General features: G+C 46.7%; 14 protein-coding genes. 9 read left to right on the forward strand and 5 right to left on the reverse strand.

The window, feature by feature from the left end; all coding sequences use genetic code 11:
• Window positions 1-41 precede the first annotated feature (41 nt).
• Together ACLWNV_RS03150 and ACLWNV_RS03155 are read right to left on the reverse strand one after the other, a co-directional pair.
• Window positions 42-1,826: an AMP-dependent synthetase/ligase gene (locus ACLWNV_RS03150; protein WP_413586463.1), complete on the reverse strand. Its 1,785-nt coding sequence runs from the start codon at window positions 1,824-1,826 to the stop codon at window positions 42-44.
• A 48-nt stretch (window positions 1,827-1,874) separates the two neighbouring features.
• A complete protein-coding gene (locus ACLWNV_RS03155) occupies window positions 1,875-3,800 on the reverse strand; it encodes a protein kinase domain-containing protein (RefSeq protein WP_413586464.1) in 1,926 nt (641 codons plus the stop codon).
• A gap of 65 nt (window positions 3,801-3,865) precedes the next feature.
• Between ACLWNV_RS03155 and coaE the strand changes: the two genes are divergently transcribed.
• Entirely contained in the window at window positions 3,866-4,459 is a 594-nt protein-coding gene (gene coaE, locus ACLWNV_RS03160) for a dephospho-CoA kinase (protein WP_413586466.1), read from the forward strand.
• A gap of 188 nt (window positions 4,460-4,647) precedes the next feature.
• On the opposite strand, the gene ACLWNV_RS03165 is transcribed toward coaE, so the two are convergent.
• Together ACLWNV_RS03165 and ACLWNV_RS03170 are read right to left on the reverse strand one after the other, a co-directional pair.
• Complete coding sequence (locus ACLWNV_RS03165) at window positions 4,648-5,280, reverse strand: hypothetical protein (protein WP_413586467.1); 633 nt, start codon at window positions 5,278-5,280, stop codon at window positions 4,648-4,650.
• Window positions 5,281-5,363: 83 nt separating this feature from the next.
• A complete protein-coding gene (locus tag ACLWNV_RS03170; protein ID WP_413586468.1) occupies window positions 5,364-5,924 on the reverse strand; it encodes a hypothetical protein in 561 nt (186 codons plus the stop codon).
• A 56-nt stretch (window positions 5,925-5,980) separates the two neighbouring features.
• Here ACLWNV_RS03170 and ACLWNV_RS03175 point away from each other — a divergent pair, with 56 nt between their 5' ends.
• Entirely contained in the window at window positions 5,981-7,174 is a 1,194-nt protein-coding gene (locus ACLWNV_RS03175; protein ID WP_413586469.1) for a hypothetical protein, read from the forward strand.
• A 32-nt stretch (window positions 7,175-7,206) separates the two neighbouring features.
• Here ACLWNV_RS03175 and ACLWNV_RS03180 read toward each other — a convergent pair whose 3' ends face one another.
• Window positions 7,207-7,974, reverse strand: a complete 768-nt coding sequence (locus ACLWNV_RS03180; RefSeq protein WP_413586470.1) for a hypothetical protein — start codon at window positions 7,972-7,974, stop codon at window positions 7,207-7,209.
• Between the two features lie 188 nt (window positions 7,975-8,162).
• Between ACLWNV_RS03180 and ACLWNV_RS03185 the strand changes: the two genes are divergently transcribed.
• The 7 genes from ACLWNV_RS03185 to ACLWNV_RS03215 are packed head-to-tail and all read left to right on the forward strand — an operon-like array spanning window position 8,163 to window position 18,772.
• Window positions 8,163-9,254, forward strand: coding sequence for a hypothetical protein (locus tag ACLWNV_RS03185; RefSeq protein ID WP_413586471.1), 1,092 nt, complete (start codon window positions 8,163-8,165; stop codon window positions 9,252-9,254).
• 54 nt (window positions 9,255-9,308) lie between these two features.
• Window positions 9,309-10,280 carry a hypothetical protein gene (locus ACLWNV_RS03190; RefSeq protein ID WP_413586472.1) on the forward strand — a complete coding sequence of 324 codons (972 nt, stop codon included), beginning with the start codon at window positions 9,309-9,311 and terminating at the stop codon, window positions 10,278-10,280.
• Window positions 10,281-10,331: 51 nt separating this feature from the next.
• Entirely contained in the window at window positions 10,332-11,402 is a 1,071-nt protein-coding gene (locus ACLWNV_RS03195; RefSeq protein ID WP_413586473.1) for a hypothetical protein, read from the forward strand.
• A 6-nt stretch (window positions 11,403-11,408) separates the two neighbouring features.
• Window positions 11,409-14,138, forward strand: a complete 2,730-nt coding sequence (locus ACLWNV_RS03200) for a PD-(D/E)XK nuclease family protein (RefSeq protein WP_413586474.1) — start codon at window positions 11,409-11,411, stop codon at window positions 14,136-14,138.
• The gene (locus tag ACLWNV_RS03205; RefSeq protein ID WP_413586475.1) at window positions 14,114-17,194 is read left to right on the forward strand and encodes a UvrD-helicase domain-containing protein; all 3,081 of its coding nucleotides are present in this window, start codon (window positions 14,114-14,116) and stop codon (window positions 17,192-17,194) included. Before ACLWNV_RS03200 ends, ACLWNV_RS03205 begins: the two co-directional genes overlap by 25 nt.
• A 46-nt stretch (window positions 17,195-17,240) precedes the next feature.
• Window positions 17,241-17,993 carry a ribonuclease HI gene (gene rnhA, locus ACLWNV_RS03210; RefSeq protein WP_413586476.1) on the forward strand — a complete coding sequence of 251 codons (753 nt, stop codon included), beginning with the start codon at window positions 17,241-17,243 and terminating at the stop codon, window positions 17,991-17,993.
• Window positions 17,994-17,998: 5 nt separating this feature from the next.
• Window positions 17,999-18,772 (forward strand): SDR family NAD(P)-dependent oxidoreductase, encoded by a 774-nt coding sequence (locus tag ACLWNV_RS03215; RefSeq protein WP_413586477.1) that lies wholly within the window; start codon window positions 17,999-18,001, stop codon window positions 18,770-18,772.
• Window positions 18,773-18,792 lie beyond the last annotated feature (20 nt).

Genomic DNA, 18,792 nt, shown 5'->3' on the forward strand with positions numbered 1-18,792 from the left:
ACGCTAAAAAACTTAAAAGCCCGGTTTGTACCGGGCTTTTTTTATGCATACATCTTTTCGATTTCAGTGCTGAACTTCTGATCCAGCTTTTTGCGTTTTAGCTTCATCGAAGGTGTCAGCTCGCCATTTTCCACGGTTAGCTCAATTGGCATGATCACATGCTTTTTGATGCTCTCGTAACTTGCCAGGCTGCTGTTCGCATCAGCGACAGCGTTGCGAATCAACTCGTCAACGAAGGCGCTTTTGCTTAAGTCATTCCAGTCCGTGAACTTGATACCTTTTTCTTTCGCCAAAGTTGTAACCGCTGCCTGATCCGGGAAGATTAATGCCACGATGTACTTCTTTTGATCACCATGAATTAATGCATGGGAAATATAAGGGGAGAGGATCAGCAAGGACTCCAGACGTTGTGGTGCCACGTATTTGCCACCCGCAGTCTTGATCAGATCCTTTTTGCGATCTGTGATGCGCAAGTCACCGCTTTGAGTGATTTCACCAATGTCGCCGGTATGGAACCAGCCATCCGTGAATGCAGCATCTGTCGCTTCATTGTTTTGATAATACTCTCTCATTACTTTTGCGGACTTCACTAAAATCTCGCCATCGGCTGCGATTTTTAGTTCCACATCACCAATTGGGCGGCCGACGCTGCCAAAGCGATAGTTGAACGGAGTGTTTACCGTGATCGCAGCAGTGGTTTCTGTTAAACCATAACCTTCCAAAATCAGAATTCCTGCCGAGTGAAAGAACATCGCGATTTCTTTTGAAATCGGTGCACCACCACTGATGGCAAAACGCAGACGACCACCAAAGGCCTCTGTGATTTTTCCTAAAACTAGCTTTTTAGCCAATTCGTATTTGGCAAGTAAACCCACTGGCAGAATTTGACCGGAAAGTTTGTACTCGCCCACTTCACGACCAATTTCCACGGCCCAGTTGAACAGTTTCAGCTTCAATGGTTTGGTTTGAACCTGCGCCAGAATTGCACTGTGGATTTTTTCAAAAATTCTTGGAACTGAAACCAGAATAGTCGGGCGGATGTCAGCCAGATTTCCGCGAACTTTTTCCAGGCTTTCTGCATAAGCCATGGTGAAACCAATATACAAGTGGCCCCAGTGTTCGATACGACCCAAAATGTGGGCGTAGGGAAGGAACGACAAAGAGGTATCAGAAGGAACAGCTCCTGCAAATGGGAATGCTTCACTGACTTCGCTGAAGGCTTGTAAGTGTGTCAAGACCACGCCCTTAGGCAATCCCGTGGTACCGGAAGTGTAAAGGATTGTCGCCATGTCATCAGATTTCAATGTCGAGCAAAGGTCTTTGTAACAGCTTGGGTGGCTGGATAGATATTCTCCACCCATTTTCATCAATTGATTCCAGGAAACGTTTTCGCTTGGCGAGTGGGAAGTATCCATCAACAGGATTTTTTCCACGTGCGGGCACTTGGCGCGAATCGATTCAAAAGTTTTAAGCGGGCCACGACTTTCGCAAATCAGAAAACGCGCTTTGGAATTGTTCAAAATGAATTCAACGTCCTCAGCGATATTGTTCTGATAAATTGGAACGGTGATCGCCTTGATACCAAAGATCGCATAATCAGAGACGGACCATTCATAGCGGGTGTTGGCCATGATCGCCACGCGGTCGCCAGGTTTAATACCCAGGGAGAGTAGAGCCGCGCCCATAGTCTCAATGTCCTGATAGTATTCTTTCCAGGTTTTTTCAGCCCACTTGTTGCCGGCCTTGAATTTTACAGCCACAGCTTGGGGATCTCGTGACGTCATTGTCAAAATAGAATGACCTAAGGTCAGAGGTTTCGTCTTCATGATGAAATGCTCCTGTTGCTAATCTCTGGTAAGTTTCTTTAAAGAGTCTTACTTCAAGTAGAGTTCGATCGTCTGTTTTTGATTGGCTGGAATAGTCACAGTTCTTTCCGCTGAAAGGCCAGTGACTTTATTGTAAGCCTGAATCTTAACTCCGACCTCTGCCTGAATCGTATAGCCCTCGTGTTGAGAACGTATAGCCACCGGAACGCCGGCAATTCTCAATTCAGAATTTGCGCCACCATTCACGATGTTGATGAAAACAGATGCCACTCTTGGAAGAACTTGTAAAGAGCCAGTAAATGAATACGCCTCATAAGTCGGAGTTACCGTCGTAACCAGGTCCGTATAGCCCTCTTTTACCAGACGCAAACTGAATGGCGTATTCGCTTTTCGTTGCATGCTGTAAGGGGTGAACTCGCCTGTGTCCACACCATCAATGACGATGCGGGCTTTTGAAGGAGTACTGTAAATTGAAACTGAGTAGTTCGGAGCCGTCGTTGCAATCTCTGTGGTTTGCGGAACCTCAGGAGTGACACTTGCTACCGGACGGGCAGGTTCAACTGGCGTGTGCTTTGGAGCCATGCCCAGTTGTTCGATTGGCAATTTCTCGCCAGTGAAATTTTTAAGTCCATAGAATATGCACACGCCACCAACGATGGCGATTGCACCACGCAAAACCCAGGTCATCGCATTGGAAGATTTATTCAAATGGATACCAGGAGCGGTGCCCGACATTCCGTTCGGTGAACGGGACATGCCACCAGTGCGAGTTTGTGTTTTGGTGTTGGTATTGGTGATTGTATGATTGCCGAAAGTTTTTGGCTTGGGCGGCGACTTCAAATCATTTAAATCCACGCGAATATCAGTGGAAGTATCGATATCAAGATTGCCGTCTTCATCTGCAGCCGAAACCTTCGGGGGAGTCGGAATGCTTTGAGGTGGAATTCTTGTATCGGTCTGCGTGACAACTGTTTTGTCTTCGCCAGGCTGAACTGTGGATTGAATTTTTGCAAACTCAACCTGCTTACGACGCTGCTCCAGGAATGCTGCGGAGAATGCGTTTTTCATGAATACCGAGAAATCCTGCGGAGAGAACTCCGGGTACTGTGTATTCAGGAATCTGTTCAGATCACGATGAAATGCCGCTGCCGTCTGATAACGAAGGCTGCGATCTTTCGCCAAGGATTTATTTACGATTCTTTCCAGTTCCGGTGGAACGGAAGGATTGATTTTACGAATACTTGGGATTTGGCACTCGCGGATTTTGCGTAAGATCGCTGCTTCACTGTTGGAAGTGAACAGACGGTCGTTGGCCAATAGCTCCCACAACACGATACCCATAGAGAAAATATCAGTGCGGGGATCAATGTTTTGACCGTCCGCCTGCTCCGGGCTCATGTAGCCGTATTTACCTTTTAAAGTACCGGCTTTTGTTGCTTCAAGTTGGGTTTCAGCTTTTGCGATACCGAAGTCGATGATTTTAACTTCACCCTCGAAGCTGACCATGATGTTCTGTGGACTCATATCGCGGTGAACGATATTCAAAGGTTTGCCAGTGGTACCGTCAATACAACGGTGCGCGTGGTCCAGACCTGCAGCCACTTCTTTCATCATGTACACGATTTGTTCGATCGTGAAGGACGTTGTCGTCTTTTTTAGCTCATTCAGAATTTGGCGAAGGTTGCGGCCTTCAACAAATTCCATGACCAGGAAGAATTGATTCTTTTCGACACCGAAGTCATAAATTGAGACAACGTTACCATGGTTTAGGTTGACGGCGATCTTCGCCTCTTCCTTAAACATCTCAATAAATTCCTGGTGATCAGAGTACTGGGGAAGAATACGTTTGATGGCAACAAACTTATTCACACCTACAGCGCCTGTAGACTTGGATAGATACACTTCGGCCATACCGCCGGCAGCGACTCTTTCCAATAGAATGTATTTACCGAATTGTTCTACAGCTTGAGACATGAAATCATGTTCCCCTTTGAAGGGACTATCGGTAAAATAGAATGGCAGCTTAAGGAGAATTGACTATGAAATGGATAGGACTGACCGGAGGTATAGCTTGTGGCAAAAGTACAGTCAGTCGTATGTTGCGTGATCGTGGTTATAACTTACTGGATGCTGATGAGGTCGCACGCGAAGTAGTCCGGGCAGGCACACCTGGACTTAAGGCGGTGGTCGAGGAATTCGGTGATGTGCTGCTGCCAGACGGAAGTCTAGACCGCAGAAAGCTTGGTCAAATCGTTTTCGGAAATCCTGACAAGCTTCACGTTCTGGAGTCCATCACTCATCCGTTGATTCGTAAAGAGATCGCACGCCGTCGTCAGGTGTTTGAGGATATGAATCTGCCTTTGGCGATTTATGATATTCCCTTACTATTCGAAACCCGCGCCAAGGATCAATTCGATAAGGTCGTGGTTGTTTCAAGCACCAAGAATCAACAAAAAGAACGTCTGATGAGACGAAACCAGCTGACCGAATCCGAAATCGACATGCGCATAGCCTCGCAAATTCCCGTCGCTAGCAAGGAAGCCGAAGCCGACTTCGTCCTGCAAAACAACCGCGACGAGCAGCATCTCTTAAAAGAAGTCGACCGCCTCGACGTATGGCTCAAGTCACTCTAAAGGTACGCCGTACCTTTTGGGGGTGCTTCGCATTAAACTACGAGGCGACTCTGCTTTAACTTCTGGTTGAATTATTGCGGACGGAGTTGTCAGTTTGTACACCCGTAGCGGGTGCGGCGATATGTCAATTCGGCGCAAGTGTGGGGAATAAAAAAGGGAGATCGGTGATCTCCCTTTTTTTGTTTTCGTTATTTAAGAACGACTTGAATGTTTGTCGAGGAACCGAGTTTTGTGCGGTAAGAAGTTCCAGGGCAGATTCCGTTGCTTTTGCTGGCCCATGCAAGTTGATCCTCTGATGTGGATCTTTCCACTTTCCAGGTGCGATCTTCCTGCTGTTTGATTTTGTAGTTAACTACTTTCACAAGCTCAACATTGTTGGATCTTGTGATCGGAGTGCAGCGAGCAGGGTTGTACGGATCGCCCGGTCTTGGAGTTGGATTGATGCCGCCCACTTGATAGTCTGTGCGCGTACCTTTGATAATTTGGGAAGTTCTCTCGCTCACTTGGAATGTGCCATCAGCCAGAACTTGGCCTTTTACTTTTCCTTTGGCATCAACCAGCTTATCGCCTTTGATGTCGTAAGTGCCAAAGAAATCATTCGTTGCCAGGCAGTCAATAACAGCAAAATCCATTGTCAAAGAAGTGGCAGAACGTTTTAGGTTCATCGCGATTTTACATTTCTCGTATTTGCGAACAGTTTTTTTACCGCCGAATTGATCGTAAGAAACAGTCATCGTGCCCAGGCCACACAGCTCGCCCAAGGAAGATGCGTGTACTAAAGTGCCTGCAAAGAAAGTCATAAGAACAGTCAGGAATTTCATATCTCCATCCTTTGTTAATCAAAGGCAGAAATATCAACTCAAGCCGGAGGTTGCAATGAGGTATCAGTTAATGAAGCAAATGGTCAGAAATTAAATCCGTACCCCGTAATGGCGTAAAGATCCGCACCTACAACGGCAAGGCCCACGCCCATTTCAAAGAAAAAGGTCTCTCCCACGCCGATACCACCGCGAGCGCGAAAGCGTTTGATTTGAACCAGATTTCCAAGCTCGTCATCGGGATCAAGGAAGGTTCCCAAAGCCAGGCGAGCATAAGGATAAAAGCGGTCATTCTCCAAATTCCAGCGATGGGCGCCAAAGATGCCGATATTGTTTTCTTCGCCAAACTCCACGTGAAAGTCCCAAACGGGACGTTCGCGATCTAAATTGGCAATTCGTAATCCATAGATGAGTCCTTGTGGCCATTCATCACTTTCCACAAGATGACCACCGCCATAACCTCCGAACACAGCAAGCTGCCAAGTTGGCGCAGGTGTTCTTAGTGCCGCAGCTTTATCAGACAAATAAGGATCATCTTCCCCAGTTAAGGGCTGAGTTTCCAAAGAAGTCTTCGCAGAGGGAGCCGCGTGACTCATATTTGTGAACAAGACCAAGGTCAAAAAAAGGGGTAGTATAAAAACTCGCATAAGCAAAAGTATAAATTACGTCTACAATCTTTGTAAAAGTAAATTGGAGACAATCTATGTTCAAAAGAGGATCTCTTCTCCTCTCGTCCGTTCTTTGCACAGCTTTCTTTGCGGAATCAGCATTTGCAGCAGATTCAATGAGTACAACGATTCACCATCAGTACCAGGCACCTCGTGCATTGGGGATGGGGGATGCCTTTATCGCAGTTGCGGACGACTACACAGCGATTTTCTATAATCCTGCTGGATTGGCTCGACGTGAAAGCGGTCAGGTTAATTTGTCGATGAGTTTCGCGGGAACTCCGGGAGCTAAAGACTTCTATGATGAGTATAAAGAGATCGAAGATTCATCCTTGTCTGAAGTCGATAAGAATACCGCTTACATCAACTTGATTGAACGACATTACGGTGACAATTACTCTGTCCGTATCACGCCAATGGAAGGTGTTTGGGTTCGCCCGAAATGGGGTGTGGCGTTCATTCCTGCGGACGTATCAGTTCAATTGCAAATGCATAGAAGTATTGCGGCCGCGATTGATACCAAAGTATATGCTGATTCTACATTGGCATTGTCGTATGCAGATGACTTGAATTGGTTTAACAATGGCCGCTTTTCCATGGGGCTTACTGCAAAATTCGTAAATCGTGGGTTTTACAGCAAGATTATCCAGTCCACAGATTTGGCAACTAGCGATCAGATTGTTAGAAAGGAAGATCTATCTGAGGGTTATACAATAGATGCTGATATAGGTATGTTGTGGACGCCAGAGATTCCAAGCGAAGGCTTTTTTAGCTTCTTGCAAATGGCCCGTCCGACTTTTGGAGCCGTGGTTAGAAACGTCGCAGAGACAGGGTTTAACAACTCACTTAAGTTGATCAACAAAGAAGAGCAAACTGTTAATCCGGTTCCAGAGAAGCTTTATCGTGTTTTTGATATCGGATCTCGTTGGGAGTATCCAAGTGCTTGGATTTTCGGCGGCCGTGGTGTTCTGGATGTTCGTGACCTGGGTCATCCTGATTTTAACTGGAGAAAAGGTGTTCACGCAGGTCTTGAGTTTGACTGGTTCGTTTATAGTTGGTGGAAGGGCCACTATCGTGTGGGCTTGAGCCAGGGTTACTGGACGGCTGGATTGTCTGCTGAGCTTGGTATCTTCAATCTGGATTTAGTCAGCTATGCTGACGATGTCGGCACAAGAAACACGCCGGTCGAGAGCCGGGTGTATGCAACAAGACTTAACTTAGACTTCTAGAAATAAAAAACTCCTCTTTCGAGGAGTTTTTTTTATTTCCATTGAGCCAGAAGCTTTTCGCCTAAGGTTTTTATATCTGCATCCGTCAATGAAGCCAATTGGGCGGGAGTCATGCCTGCCTGATCTAAGGCCTTATTGATCGGTGAGCAAATGTCGGAGTTGGAACCGGCAGTGCCGCAGGAGATTGAGTAAACAGATTGGACGGACTGAATAACGGCCTCGACAGTATCGAAGGCTTGTTGAAACTCTGGTGTTGGACTATTTAGGTCTCCTGCAAGTAGAGCTGTTTCAATATCTGCAATTAAATCAGACATAGCAGCTTCGTCACAAGTGTAAGTGGAACCATTTAGAGTGCATGAACCGAAGTCACTTGCGGCAGATGCCAGTGCTGTAGCACTTTTTGCCATGGAGCCCATTAGGGCCAACCCAGCAGAGCCAGACTTAGTACATTGCTCAGTCGTCCAGTCAGCCAAGGTTGTATCGCCATCAAAGTTTAAAATTGAAAGCATCGTCGCTGTATTGCCATTGTCTTGAATCGCCGTGAAAGCTTCAGCCAGATTCTCCGGGGTTGTCACGCCAGATTTAAGAAAACCGGCTGCACAGCGAATCGCATAAGCATTTTCAGATGTAAGGCTGGCAATTCCAGAAATACAAGAATCAGCCGTGCCGGAGTTTGCTTTATCCAAACAATACTGGGCTTCCATTATCATATCTTTTTCTGATTGAGCGCCTTCACAACCTGCAAGCAGGGCAGCGCACGAAAGACCAGCAACCAATGCTGTAACTTTAAAATTAACCATCGCAAAACTCCTCGGACGTAGACCTTTTTGTTTGCTTTATGATTACTTATCGGACTTTTATCGGGGGGCTTAACGCTGGACCTATCTCCGTATTTATATGAAACGTCTCAATGTGAGGCTGGTCCCAGCCGATAAGAAGTTTGACGGAAAATTTTGATTTTCCGCGAGTTTAACGAACGGATGGAACTATGAAACGGATTTTGTGGATCGCCATCATTCAAATTGTCTTGCTGATCGCTTTCACTTTCGATGTGAATGCGGCGGAACGACGTTCTTTCTATTCAGGCGTGCGCTGTCAAGCGATGGGCGGAGCCTGTCTTGCAGTTGTGAACGATGAAACAGCATTGATTGTGAACCCATCAGCCCTTGGAAAACTTCGCGATTTTTACGGCACCATGATCGATCCCGAAGTTGAGATGAATGCGAATGCAACAACGATGTATTCAGCTGGCGGCATTTCGAATCCCTTTGTTCTTTCTGATATTAAGGGCGCCTTGGATTCCAATCGCGGTAAATATTATCACGCCAAGGGACAGATCTTTCCGTCTTTGGTAATGCGCAACTTCGGTATTGGTATCTACAACAACTACCTGCTTGATGCCGAGATGAGTTCCGATGGCTCCACCATCGACACATACTATCGCAGCGACTTGGCGCTGGTGTTGGGTTTTAACTTCCGCTTCTTTGATGGGCGGGTGAAGTTGGGTTTCAATACCAAGCTGATTGATCGTATCGAGGCCGATAACAGAACACTAAGCAGTGCTGGGGCATTGGATTACGGTTCCATCGCTAACTCAGGAATGGGACTATCGACGGACGTCTCTTTGATGTTGTCAGCACCGTGGACTTATCTTCCTACGATCACCGCAGTTTTGCATGACGTGGGCGGAACAAGTTTCAATCAGACAGATTCAATTCGTCAGGATTCTGCAACTTCGAATCGTCCCAATTTGGTAAAGCAGGATCTGGACATTGCTGCGGCGTTATTTCCTATTCACACCAATTACGTCCGCTCGTCGTGGACTTTGCAATACAGTGGCTTATTAACATCAGCAGATGAAGAGGATAAGGCCAAATTGATCCACGGAGGAATGGAATTTAACTTCGGCGATGTGTTCTTTCTGCGTGCAGGTTATAATCAAAGATATTGGACCGCAGGCTTCGAAGTCGCATCCGAACGATGGGCTTGGCAGTTCGCCAGTTACGGCGAAGAGATCGGCACCTCGACCGCACCTAGAGAAGATCGCAGATATAACATGAAATTTTCATTACGGTTCTAAAGGACAGGCATGTACGTGTTGAAGCGTTTACTCATTTTAATAATGACCTTTTCGATGACTGCATCGTGCAGTTCCGAAAACGTCCTTTCGGATTTCGCCACGAAGGATTCCGATGAGGCGCTATACATTGATGCGAAAAAAGCACTTGATGAGATGGAGTGGGATACCACTATTGATATTATCAACAACGAACTTTCCGCAAATTATCAGGGCCGCCGGGATGTGAAGCTGATACTGGCTTCAGCCTATGCCGGCAGTTGTGGATTGCTGTTTGCAAATCTGATTCAGGGCATGACCAATAATAATTCGTCGCAAATGTTCCGCTATTTCATGGGAATTTTTGCGGGACAAACTGTAAATCCAGATTCCTGTGAGCTTGCCATAAGTGTGTTACAGGGAATCGGAACCGTTGCGCAAAGATCTACCAAGGAAAATCTATTCCTGGCGCTACTGGGTGTGGCCCGCATGGGTACCAACATGGCAGCAAATATTGATATCGATCAAGACGGTGATATCGACGGAGACGCGACGGTTTGTCATGAGAACGCTTCAGGATCTCTGACGCAATGGCCGGATGCGCCAGCGCCATTTCAAAGTGCAATTAGAGATGAGTTTGGGCATCCACCACCAGGCATGACCAAATATATGAGCTCCACCGCAATGAAAAGGGTAGCTTCAGGTTTCGGCTTGGTACTGGAGAACTTCGCAGCTCTGTCTGATACATTAGGGGCAGGAACTTCAGTCGATGCCATTGGTGATTTGAGTGATGACTGCGACAGTGCTTTAAGTGCCATTGCGGGTTCTGCCGTTAGTTGTGCAACGATGGTCACTCCGGCAGGCGTTAGTGATGAGATGGTGTACGCCATGAGATTCATGATGGATTCTGGCGATTTCGGATTCGGTACTTGCAGTATTGATGACTCTGTCGCTTTTTTTGGAAATTTGGGTTCTTACGATATTGTTACCGACAGTCCTCCACCAGGACTTTGCTGTCCTTCAACCAGAATTCCGGGGGCTTCGTTTTAGATGTTACGTGGCCTGGTCTTAATCCTTACTTTAATTTTCTCCTCGATAGCAATGGCGCAGTCTTTGTCGGAGTTTGCTCGCAATGCGCGCGCATTGGGAATGGGTGGGACCTATATTCCGTTTGTGAGTGGGGCAGATGCGGTTTTCTATAATCCCGCAGCTCTTGGTAAAGTTGAAGGCGTCGATATTAAAGCAGTCGACGTCGGAATCAGTCTGAACAATATTTCTCCTGAAGATTTGGAAGCAATTCAAAACATTGATCCCAACGATCCAAACACCTATAATGGTTTATTCGGAACCAGAGTGTGGGTACAGGCCACAGCAAAATCCGCCGTTGCTTTCGGAAATTTTGCCGTGGGGTACTTAAATGATAACGAAGTGTCGTTGGAGTTGCACAATCCCGCCTATCCTCAATTTGACACTTATTTCAGACAGGATATCGGCTACTATCTGGGTTATGCGTTTAACATAGCTCCGGGCACTTATGTCGGTCTGGCTGCAAAACGTGTGGATCGCTGGGGGGGAGTTCCTCAGGAATTAAGTATCACTGATGTTGCAAACTCGGACTCGTTTTCTTCCATTGGAGACAAGTTCGATGATAAAGGCCAGGCTTACGGTATTGATCTCGCGATTGCGACAACAGTCGATTTGCCTTTACTGAAACCAACTGTCGCTTTGGTGTGGCAGGATGTCGGTAACACCGCATTCAGAAAAACTGCGGGCGACGATGCTCCACCGCATATCACGCAAAATTTAAGTGTGGGTGCTGGTGTAACTTTGGATTTACCAGGCTTGGATTTGGCATTCGGGGGCGAAGCGCGGCATCTTTTGGAGCCGGAAATCGAAACTGGTAAAAAGTTGCATCTGGGAGCTGAGGTTTCCTTGCCTATCATAGATTTGCGGGCAGGTTACAGCCAGGGCTATCTGAGCTACGGAGTCGGCGTAAATCTATTTATTTTTCACATTGATGCTGTAAGTTACACCGAGGAGCTTGGCGCTTATCCGGGGCAAACAGCTGAGAATCGTTATATGATCAGCGTTGGCATTGATTTAGGCTTTGATGCTGACTTCAAATTCACGGATAATCAGGGTAAAAGAAGAAAGCTAAAACAACGCCGGTAAACCCTGATGCTACAAATTGTCCCCATTAAAAATCGCTCGCAAATCAACGAGCTGTTTACAAATTATGACCCGCGAACTCAGTCGTGGCTGGTTTCGGATTTGCGCACCAAATTCGAATTGCAGCAAAAGATTCTGGCGCGTGACGGACAATACGTGGACGAGTCAGTTCTGCGTGCCAGTGATTTATGGAAGTTGTTATTAAAGCGTCTTGAACCGCGCTTGCGTCTGGTCAGTGATCCTTTTGCGCGTTCAATCTTAAGAACTATTCTGGATGAGAATGCTGAAACCCTGGGCGTGAACTCTTCTGCGGAAGACACTGTCTTTTCTTACATTGACCAATTGGCACCCGTTCTTTTTTCTGCAAACGGCATGGGGATGCTGGCAGAGTGGTTTGAAACTCATCCAGAATCCAAGAACCGCTGGGGCGAGTGGGCGAGCCGCGCTTATATCTGCTCACAACTTTTGATCAAGCAGTACAATATCATTACCGCTGACTGGATCACCGCATACCTTCAGTCGTTCAATGATTTGGAACGCGTGTGGGATATTCCTTTGATCGTGGATCTAAGCGGTGAAATCTCCCGCGTTGAAGCCGAAATCCTGCACACACTGTCGCGCAGTATTGATGTAATTATTCTTGAGCCCACTCCGGCGTGGTCTGAAGAATTCAAATATCTTCTTAAGCCTTACGAGGATCTGCGCGCAAAGAGCAGTTCCATCAAAAATCTTCAGTCAGTAGAGTCGGCAACCAAGACGAAGGAAATTCTGCGTTTTTCAGGAATGCTGGCTGAAACCAAAAATTCGGTTGGCCAGGTTCGTAAATGGTTGGAAGCGGGTATACCTGCTGAAAACATTGCAATCATCGCTCCAGACATTGAACAGTATTGGCCTGTGCTTCAGGCTTTCTTAAAGGAAGAGGGCATTCCTGTTCAAAAGGACATCACTCACAAGGTGCAAAGTTTGCCGTCAGCGACTCGCTGGCTTGCGACCTTGCGGGCGAAAAGTGGAAAGCTGTCTTCTTCGGATTTGGAAATTTCCTTTTTTGACAAGCATGAATCCCAAGCCCTGCGCTATGAGGACTTCAAGGCCCTTTTCAAAAGTCTTTACGTGAACGAAGATCTGGCCCGCAATGAACTGATTCAAAAAATCTATTTTGAACAGATTGATCTGACTGGTTTGGTTGCCCGCGATGAATTCGTCGGCAAGGCGCTCACTTTCTGGAGCTCCAAAGACACCGAGGTTGTGCAAATAGTTCTGCGCGAGCTTTTACAAAATGCCACGTCCAATACCAAGCTGATCTGGAAAGAATGGCTCAGCTATTTGGAAAGCATCGTCGCTGCGAAGGAATACTCCGTTGAAAAAGGCGATAGCTCCGGGGTTTTGGTAACCAAGTTGATGTCAGCTTATAGCGAAAAAGCCCTGTATAGAATCTTTGTGGGTTTGACTGATGAATCCCTAAAGTCGAGAAATAAAACACAGCTTTCTGGAACTGACTATTTTGATCTTTCAAAAGATATCGGTTTTTATCTGGATAATCCGGATCAAAGTGATCTGGCATTTGAGTTAAAACTTTTGGCTGAAGCCGATTCTGTTCACGACATCTACTGCTTTGGTGGCACAGACTTTTCAGGAACCCTTTGTTCGCCTTCCACATTTTGGATGGGAATGAACGAAGGTCACGTCCATGAACATCTGACCTTGCCGTTGGAAACCCGCTGGGACGAACTTCAATACTCCCAGGAAAGCTCAAGCCGTTCCTGGATCGTGGGACGTTCTTCGGAGATCGAATACAAAATTAAGCAAGACCTGGGGAAAGCTGAGTCGCCGCCAGTGCAACTTAAAAAACTTCCTGGCATTTCTGCCTCAGCGATTGAAAGCTATTTGGAATGTCCTTTTATCTTTGCAGCGCAAAGATACTTTAAACTAAAAGACCTGCCTGAAGTGGATCTGGATGTGGATCATCGCACGCGCGGGCAACTGGCCCATGCGTTGTTTGAAAAGCTCACTCAAGAACCCATGCGCTTTGATTGGAAATCTGAGGAGATTGAGCAAATTCTAGAGAACGTCCGTAAAGAAAAGGGACTGTTGTTCGCAGACGAGCGCCTGTGGTTGCCGCTGCGTAAAAAGCACATTCAGCTGGCGCAAAGATTTCTGGATTTTGAAAAGCAATGGCGCCAGGAATACAACCGCACGAAAACCATCGCGCGGGAAAAACGTTTTGAGTTTTATCTGGATCCAAAAACGGGATCATTGACAAAAGAAGTGACTGAAGATGCTTTCCGCATTTCGGGCTCTATTGATCGCGTGGATTCAGATCAAGACGGCCACCTGGTACTTCTGGATTATAAAAGTTCCACTGGCGGTATTTCCGCCCACGGTTCCTGGTTAAAGAATCAGGAACTTCAATTGCTGTTCTATATGTGGGTGATTGAAAAGTCCCTGATTGAAGAACTGAACGGTGAAGTGATCGGATTGTTTTATTATATTTTCCGGACATTCGATCGTAAAGGCTTCCGCGTGAACGACATGGCTGGCAGTCTTTATCCGGCTACAAAAACCAAAGATAAGAATGCCACGTTGGAAGCAAAAGAATTGTACCTTGAAGAGTTCTCTAAAATTCTGATGTCAACTTTGGAAAGAATTCGCAACGGCGAAATTCTGCCAAAGCCTGTGGACACTCAATCCTGCAATGCCTGTGAATGGAGACGACAATGTCGAGCACCACATCTGAATTAAAGAATACAATTCTGCGCGCAGGTGCCGGAGCAGGTAAGACCACAACGTTGACAGCGTTGTTTCTGGATTTCGCCTCTGACTTTAAGGCCAAGCATCAAAAGTTTCCCCGTATCGTGGTAACTACGTTCACCCGTAAAGCCACGCAGGAACTAAAAGAGCGTCTTTCCGCTAAAGCATTGGAAAAAAAGCGTGAAGACCTGTTTCATTTCGCTAACTCCCGCTCACAGGTTCAGATTTCCACAATTCACGGGGTCTTAAGCCTGTTTTTATCGCGCTATGGATCTTCCATCGGTTTAACGCCTGATTATAAGATTATGAGTGACAGCGAAATCCGCAGAAGTGCCCGCAAGATCATGCGCAAACATATTCTTGAAAACCCAGCCCTTCAGGAGCTGCTGGAAGAGTATGAATTCAACGTGATTGAAAGCGCATTGCTGCAATACTTCTCTGAAAGAATCGTTTTTCCACAGGCGCGTTTCATCACATTATCTGAGCAGGAAGCTGAAACCCGCAAAGTGATTAAGGACATCGGCGGTCGTCTGCGACGTCTGTGTGTTGAAATCGATCAGGAAACCGAACACGAAAAGTGGAAAGAATACGTGGCGACTTTGCATTCATTTAATTGGGATGCCGAGGACTTGGGGCAGTTCTTTGGACTGTTGCAGGGAATGTGGGATGGAATTACCAAGCCTTCGTATTTAAAAAAGAATCCTCCCTTCAGTGGCAGTTTGAATGAAGAACTGGAAGACCTGCGCGACCGTATCGACAAGCTTTTAGAAGCTTCCAGATATCGTCCGGAATACTGGGCCAAGCATCAGAAAAACTGTGAGCTGTTCGAACAACTCGCACAGCTTTTTTGCCGGGATCTGATGCAGCAAAAGCTGGAAAACGGATTGCTATCCATGGCAGATCTGGAAACGCTCAGTTATAAAATCATCAAAGAATCTCCAGAGTCTGCTGTGAATTTCTCCCAGGAATGGGATTTCTGGATGGTCGACGAGTATCAGGACACCAGCCCCATCCAGGTGGAAATCTTAAGAAGTCTGATCGGTGCGAAACCTTACTTTGTGGTGGGCGATCCCCAGCAAAGTATTTATCTTTTCCGTGGTGCCCGTTCAGAAGTGTTTCAGGAAAAAGTGGCCGAGGTTCAGTCCCAGGACGGCGATGTTCAGGTGAAGCTCGTAAACTATCGCTCCACCCCGGAGGTTCTGGAGTTCTTTAATCACTACTTCACAAGACTGGATCGCAAACAGTTTGCCGCGATGACGCCAGCTCCTGACAAAGAAAAAAAAGGACCTGCTGATCCTGTCGTGCAAGTCCTGGTCACTGAAACAACAGACGAGGACGAAGTTTCCAAAGAATATCTGGGAACGGTCGCGCGTATTCAGGAATTGCTAAATGAAGGTGTCAGCCCCGAGCAGATTTGCGTGCTTTCCAGAACTCATAAAGTACTGGCAGATATCGCCAAGGTTGCACAAGATCACGGCGTGCCGTTGCAGCTTCACAGCGGCAGCGGCTTTTACGAAAGACGCGAGGTCATTGATGCCCTGGCGTTGCTAAAGTTTTTAGTGAACCCCCATGACAACGCGAACCTGGTGGCCTTATTGCGCTCGCCTTGGCTTGCCATGGCAGATTCCGACATCATGGATCTTTGTCACAGCTTTAAACATTCCTTCTGGCGTGAAGCTTTAAAGACTCTGGAAACCCGATCTGCCTCTCATCCTATCGCGATCTTAAAATCACTTCTGGAAATGAGTGAAGAAAAAGGGCTGTCGTTCACTTTAAAATCCGCATTGGTTGAGCTTGGCTTCTTTGATTATTCCGCGCGCATTGATTCCACAGGCCGCCGCGAGGCGAACCTGTGGAAAGTCGTCTATCTTTTAAGTTCAGAGGAGCGTCGTCCGGGATTTAACTTTCTGGATTTCCTGGACTCCAGTTTGGATTCTTTATCGACAGATGAAGGCGGCGAGGATTCGGATGCGACTCCTGTGATCGAGCCCAAGCGTGTGAACTTCATGACCGTACATGCCTCCAAAGGTTTGCAGTTTGATCATGTTATTCTTCCGGGAATGGGGAAAGATCCCCGCGCAAGTTTCGCACCAGTTATTGCTTTTCAGGAAAAAACCGGTCAATGGACGCTGAAAGTCCGTGACGATGAAACACAAATGCTTGCATCCAGTATCCTGGCTGATCAAATTATGGAAGAGCTTCGTCGTCGTGAAGGCGAGGAATTTCTTCGGGTATTGTACGTGGCTTTGACCCGTGCCAAAGCGGGCGTCACTTTGCAGTGGGATTTGAAAAAAGTCGGCAAGAAATCCTGGGCCACACAGTGTCCTTTGAATATTGAAGAAGGCTTGCACGAGGAAAAAGATTTTTCCTATGTAGTTCGCAGGGAGAATCCACAACCCGTAACTTTGGCGGATCAGGAATTGGCCGTTAAAGAATTGCGTAAACCATGGGCCCCCGCAAAAAAAGATGAAAAACGAAAACACATTTCAGTCACTGCACTTGTGTCGCCAGAATCTGTAGAGGGCTCCGGCTATGTGCAGACAGTGGCACAATTAGCACCGGGCCTGGCCAGAGCGCAACAGGGTACGACGGCACACAGACTGTTTGAAGCGTTGAAATTTACTTCCTATCAGGATTTACTGGATATTTCGGATGAAGATTTAAAAGCACCGTTAATCTTTCTGGCCGAGACTGAACAGTTGCCGTTGTTAAAAATTATTGAAAATGGTTATGTCGAGTGGGGTTTTGCACTGACGGAGCAAAATGCTTTAATGCAGGGGCAAATAGATCTTTGGGGCATCGTTGACGATACATTGTGGCTGGTGGATTACAAAACCGGTTCACAGCGCTATTCGGAAACAGCCTTTAAGCAATTGGAGGCCTATGCCTGGGCACTTTACCGTATGAAGTATCTGGATAAAGTGAAAACGGTGAAGCTTGCAGTGGTTTATCCGATGGACGAAATTGTAAAAATCAAAGAAATTCTGTCCTTAACTGAATTGAACAACCGTATGAAGTCGCAGATCGCCGATTACATTAAAACGTAGCTGGTCATTGATTGACTCGAACCTATGTCCGTTCGAGGATCAGTGTGTGACAAATATATCGCGAAATTACATTCAAATTTTTACTGATGGCGCATGCTCTGGGAATCCCGGCCCTGGCGGCTGGGGCGCTGTTGTGCTTTTGCAAAATGACTCTGTGATCGAGCTGGGTGGCGGTGATCGTCCCACGACGAACAATCGCATGGAGATGACAGCGACCCTTGAAGCTTTGAAGTATGTTGCAGAGATCCCGGGCCCTGTGCATTTCTACACAGATTCCACTTACGTTATTCGTGGGATTACTCAATGGATTTTCGGTTGGAAAAAACGTGGCTGGAAAACCGCAGAAGGCGCCGAAGTTTTAAATCGTGATTTATGGGAAGAGTTAGGAAAATTAGTCCAAGCTCGTGGAACCAGCAACAAAATTGATTGGCGTTACAGCCGTGGTCACGTGGGTATTCCCGGCAATGAGCGCTGCGATCAAATCGCAGTGGCATTTTCAAAAGATGACCACGTCAGTTTGTATTCAGGCAGTTTGAAAAACTATCCAGTGAACATTTTGGAAGTTCCAGCGGATCATTCTTTACCGGAAATGAAATCGCCGACTGAAAAGAAAGCGGCATTCAGTTACCTAAGCAATATTGGCGGCTTGGTATACCGTCATCGTGACTGGCCTTCATGCCAAAAGCGTGTGAACGGGCAGTCCGGGGCCAAATTTAAAAAATCCACTTCAACATCGGATGAGCAGGAGATTCTTAAATCCTGGGGACTTCCTGGCTCGACGCCGATTAAGGAAGGATAACCTTTATGGAAATCACAGGTCGTCAAATTTTGATAACAGGTGCGAACAGAGGTGTGGGACGTGCATTTGCAAAGATGTGTGCTGAAAACAAAGCGCACTTGCATCTGGTGGTTCGCGCTGAAGATGCAAATCTTGTGGACGAACTTAAATCTGAAGGTGCGAAGTCAGTGACGATTTGGATTACCGATCTTTCCAAACGTGAATCGGTGAATTCCTTGCTGTCGCAACTTCAGGGTACTCAGATTGATATTCTTTTTAACAATGCGGGACAGTTGACGGGTGGTTTGCTGGAATCGCAGCCCATCGATGAAATCTGCGAAATGATTCAGGTCAATGTCAGCAGCCTCATTCAGCTGACCCATGGGCTGTTACCTGGAATGCTTGAGCGCAAGCGGGGCAAGATCATTAACGTGTCCAGTATTACTGCCTTCATGGATCTGCCTGCTAACTCCACCTATGCTGCTACGAAAGCGGCGGTTGCTGCTTTCACGCAAAGTCTGCGCGTGGAATTGAAAGGCACCGGTGTCACTACTTTGTTGTTAGTTCCGCCAGGAATTAAAACCCGTATGTATGATAAAGTTATGGCAGCCTTTGGAAGTGTGATTGAACTTCCGGATAAATCGCTTCCGCCGTCACAGTATGTGAAGATGGTTAGAGAGGCGATTTTACATGATCTGGAAGTATTGAAACCTTCGGGTATGGCGGGAGTGGTTTTAAAAGCGGCGAAGTTTGCGAAGCCTGTATTTGATTTTGAAATCGGTCGCAGATTTCATAGATAGAAAAAGGGGACATCAAGTCC

The organism is Bdellovibrio sp. HCB274, assembly GCF_047306075.1.
Classification (GTDB): Bacteria; Bdellovibrionota; Bdellovibrionia; order Bdellovibrionales; family Bdellovibrionaceae; genus Bdellovibrio.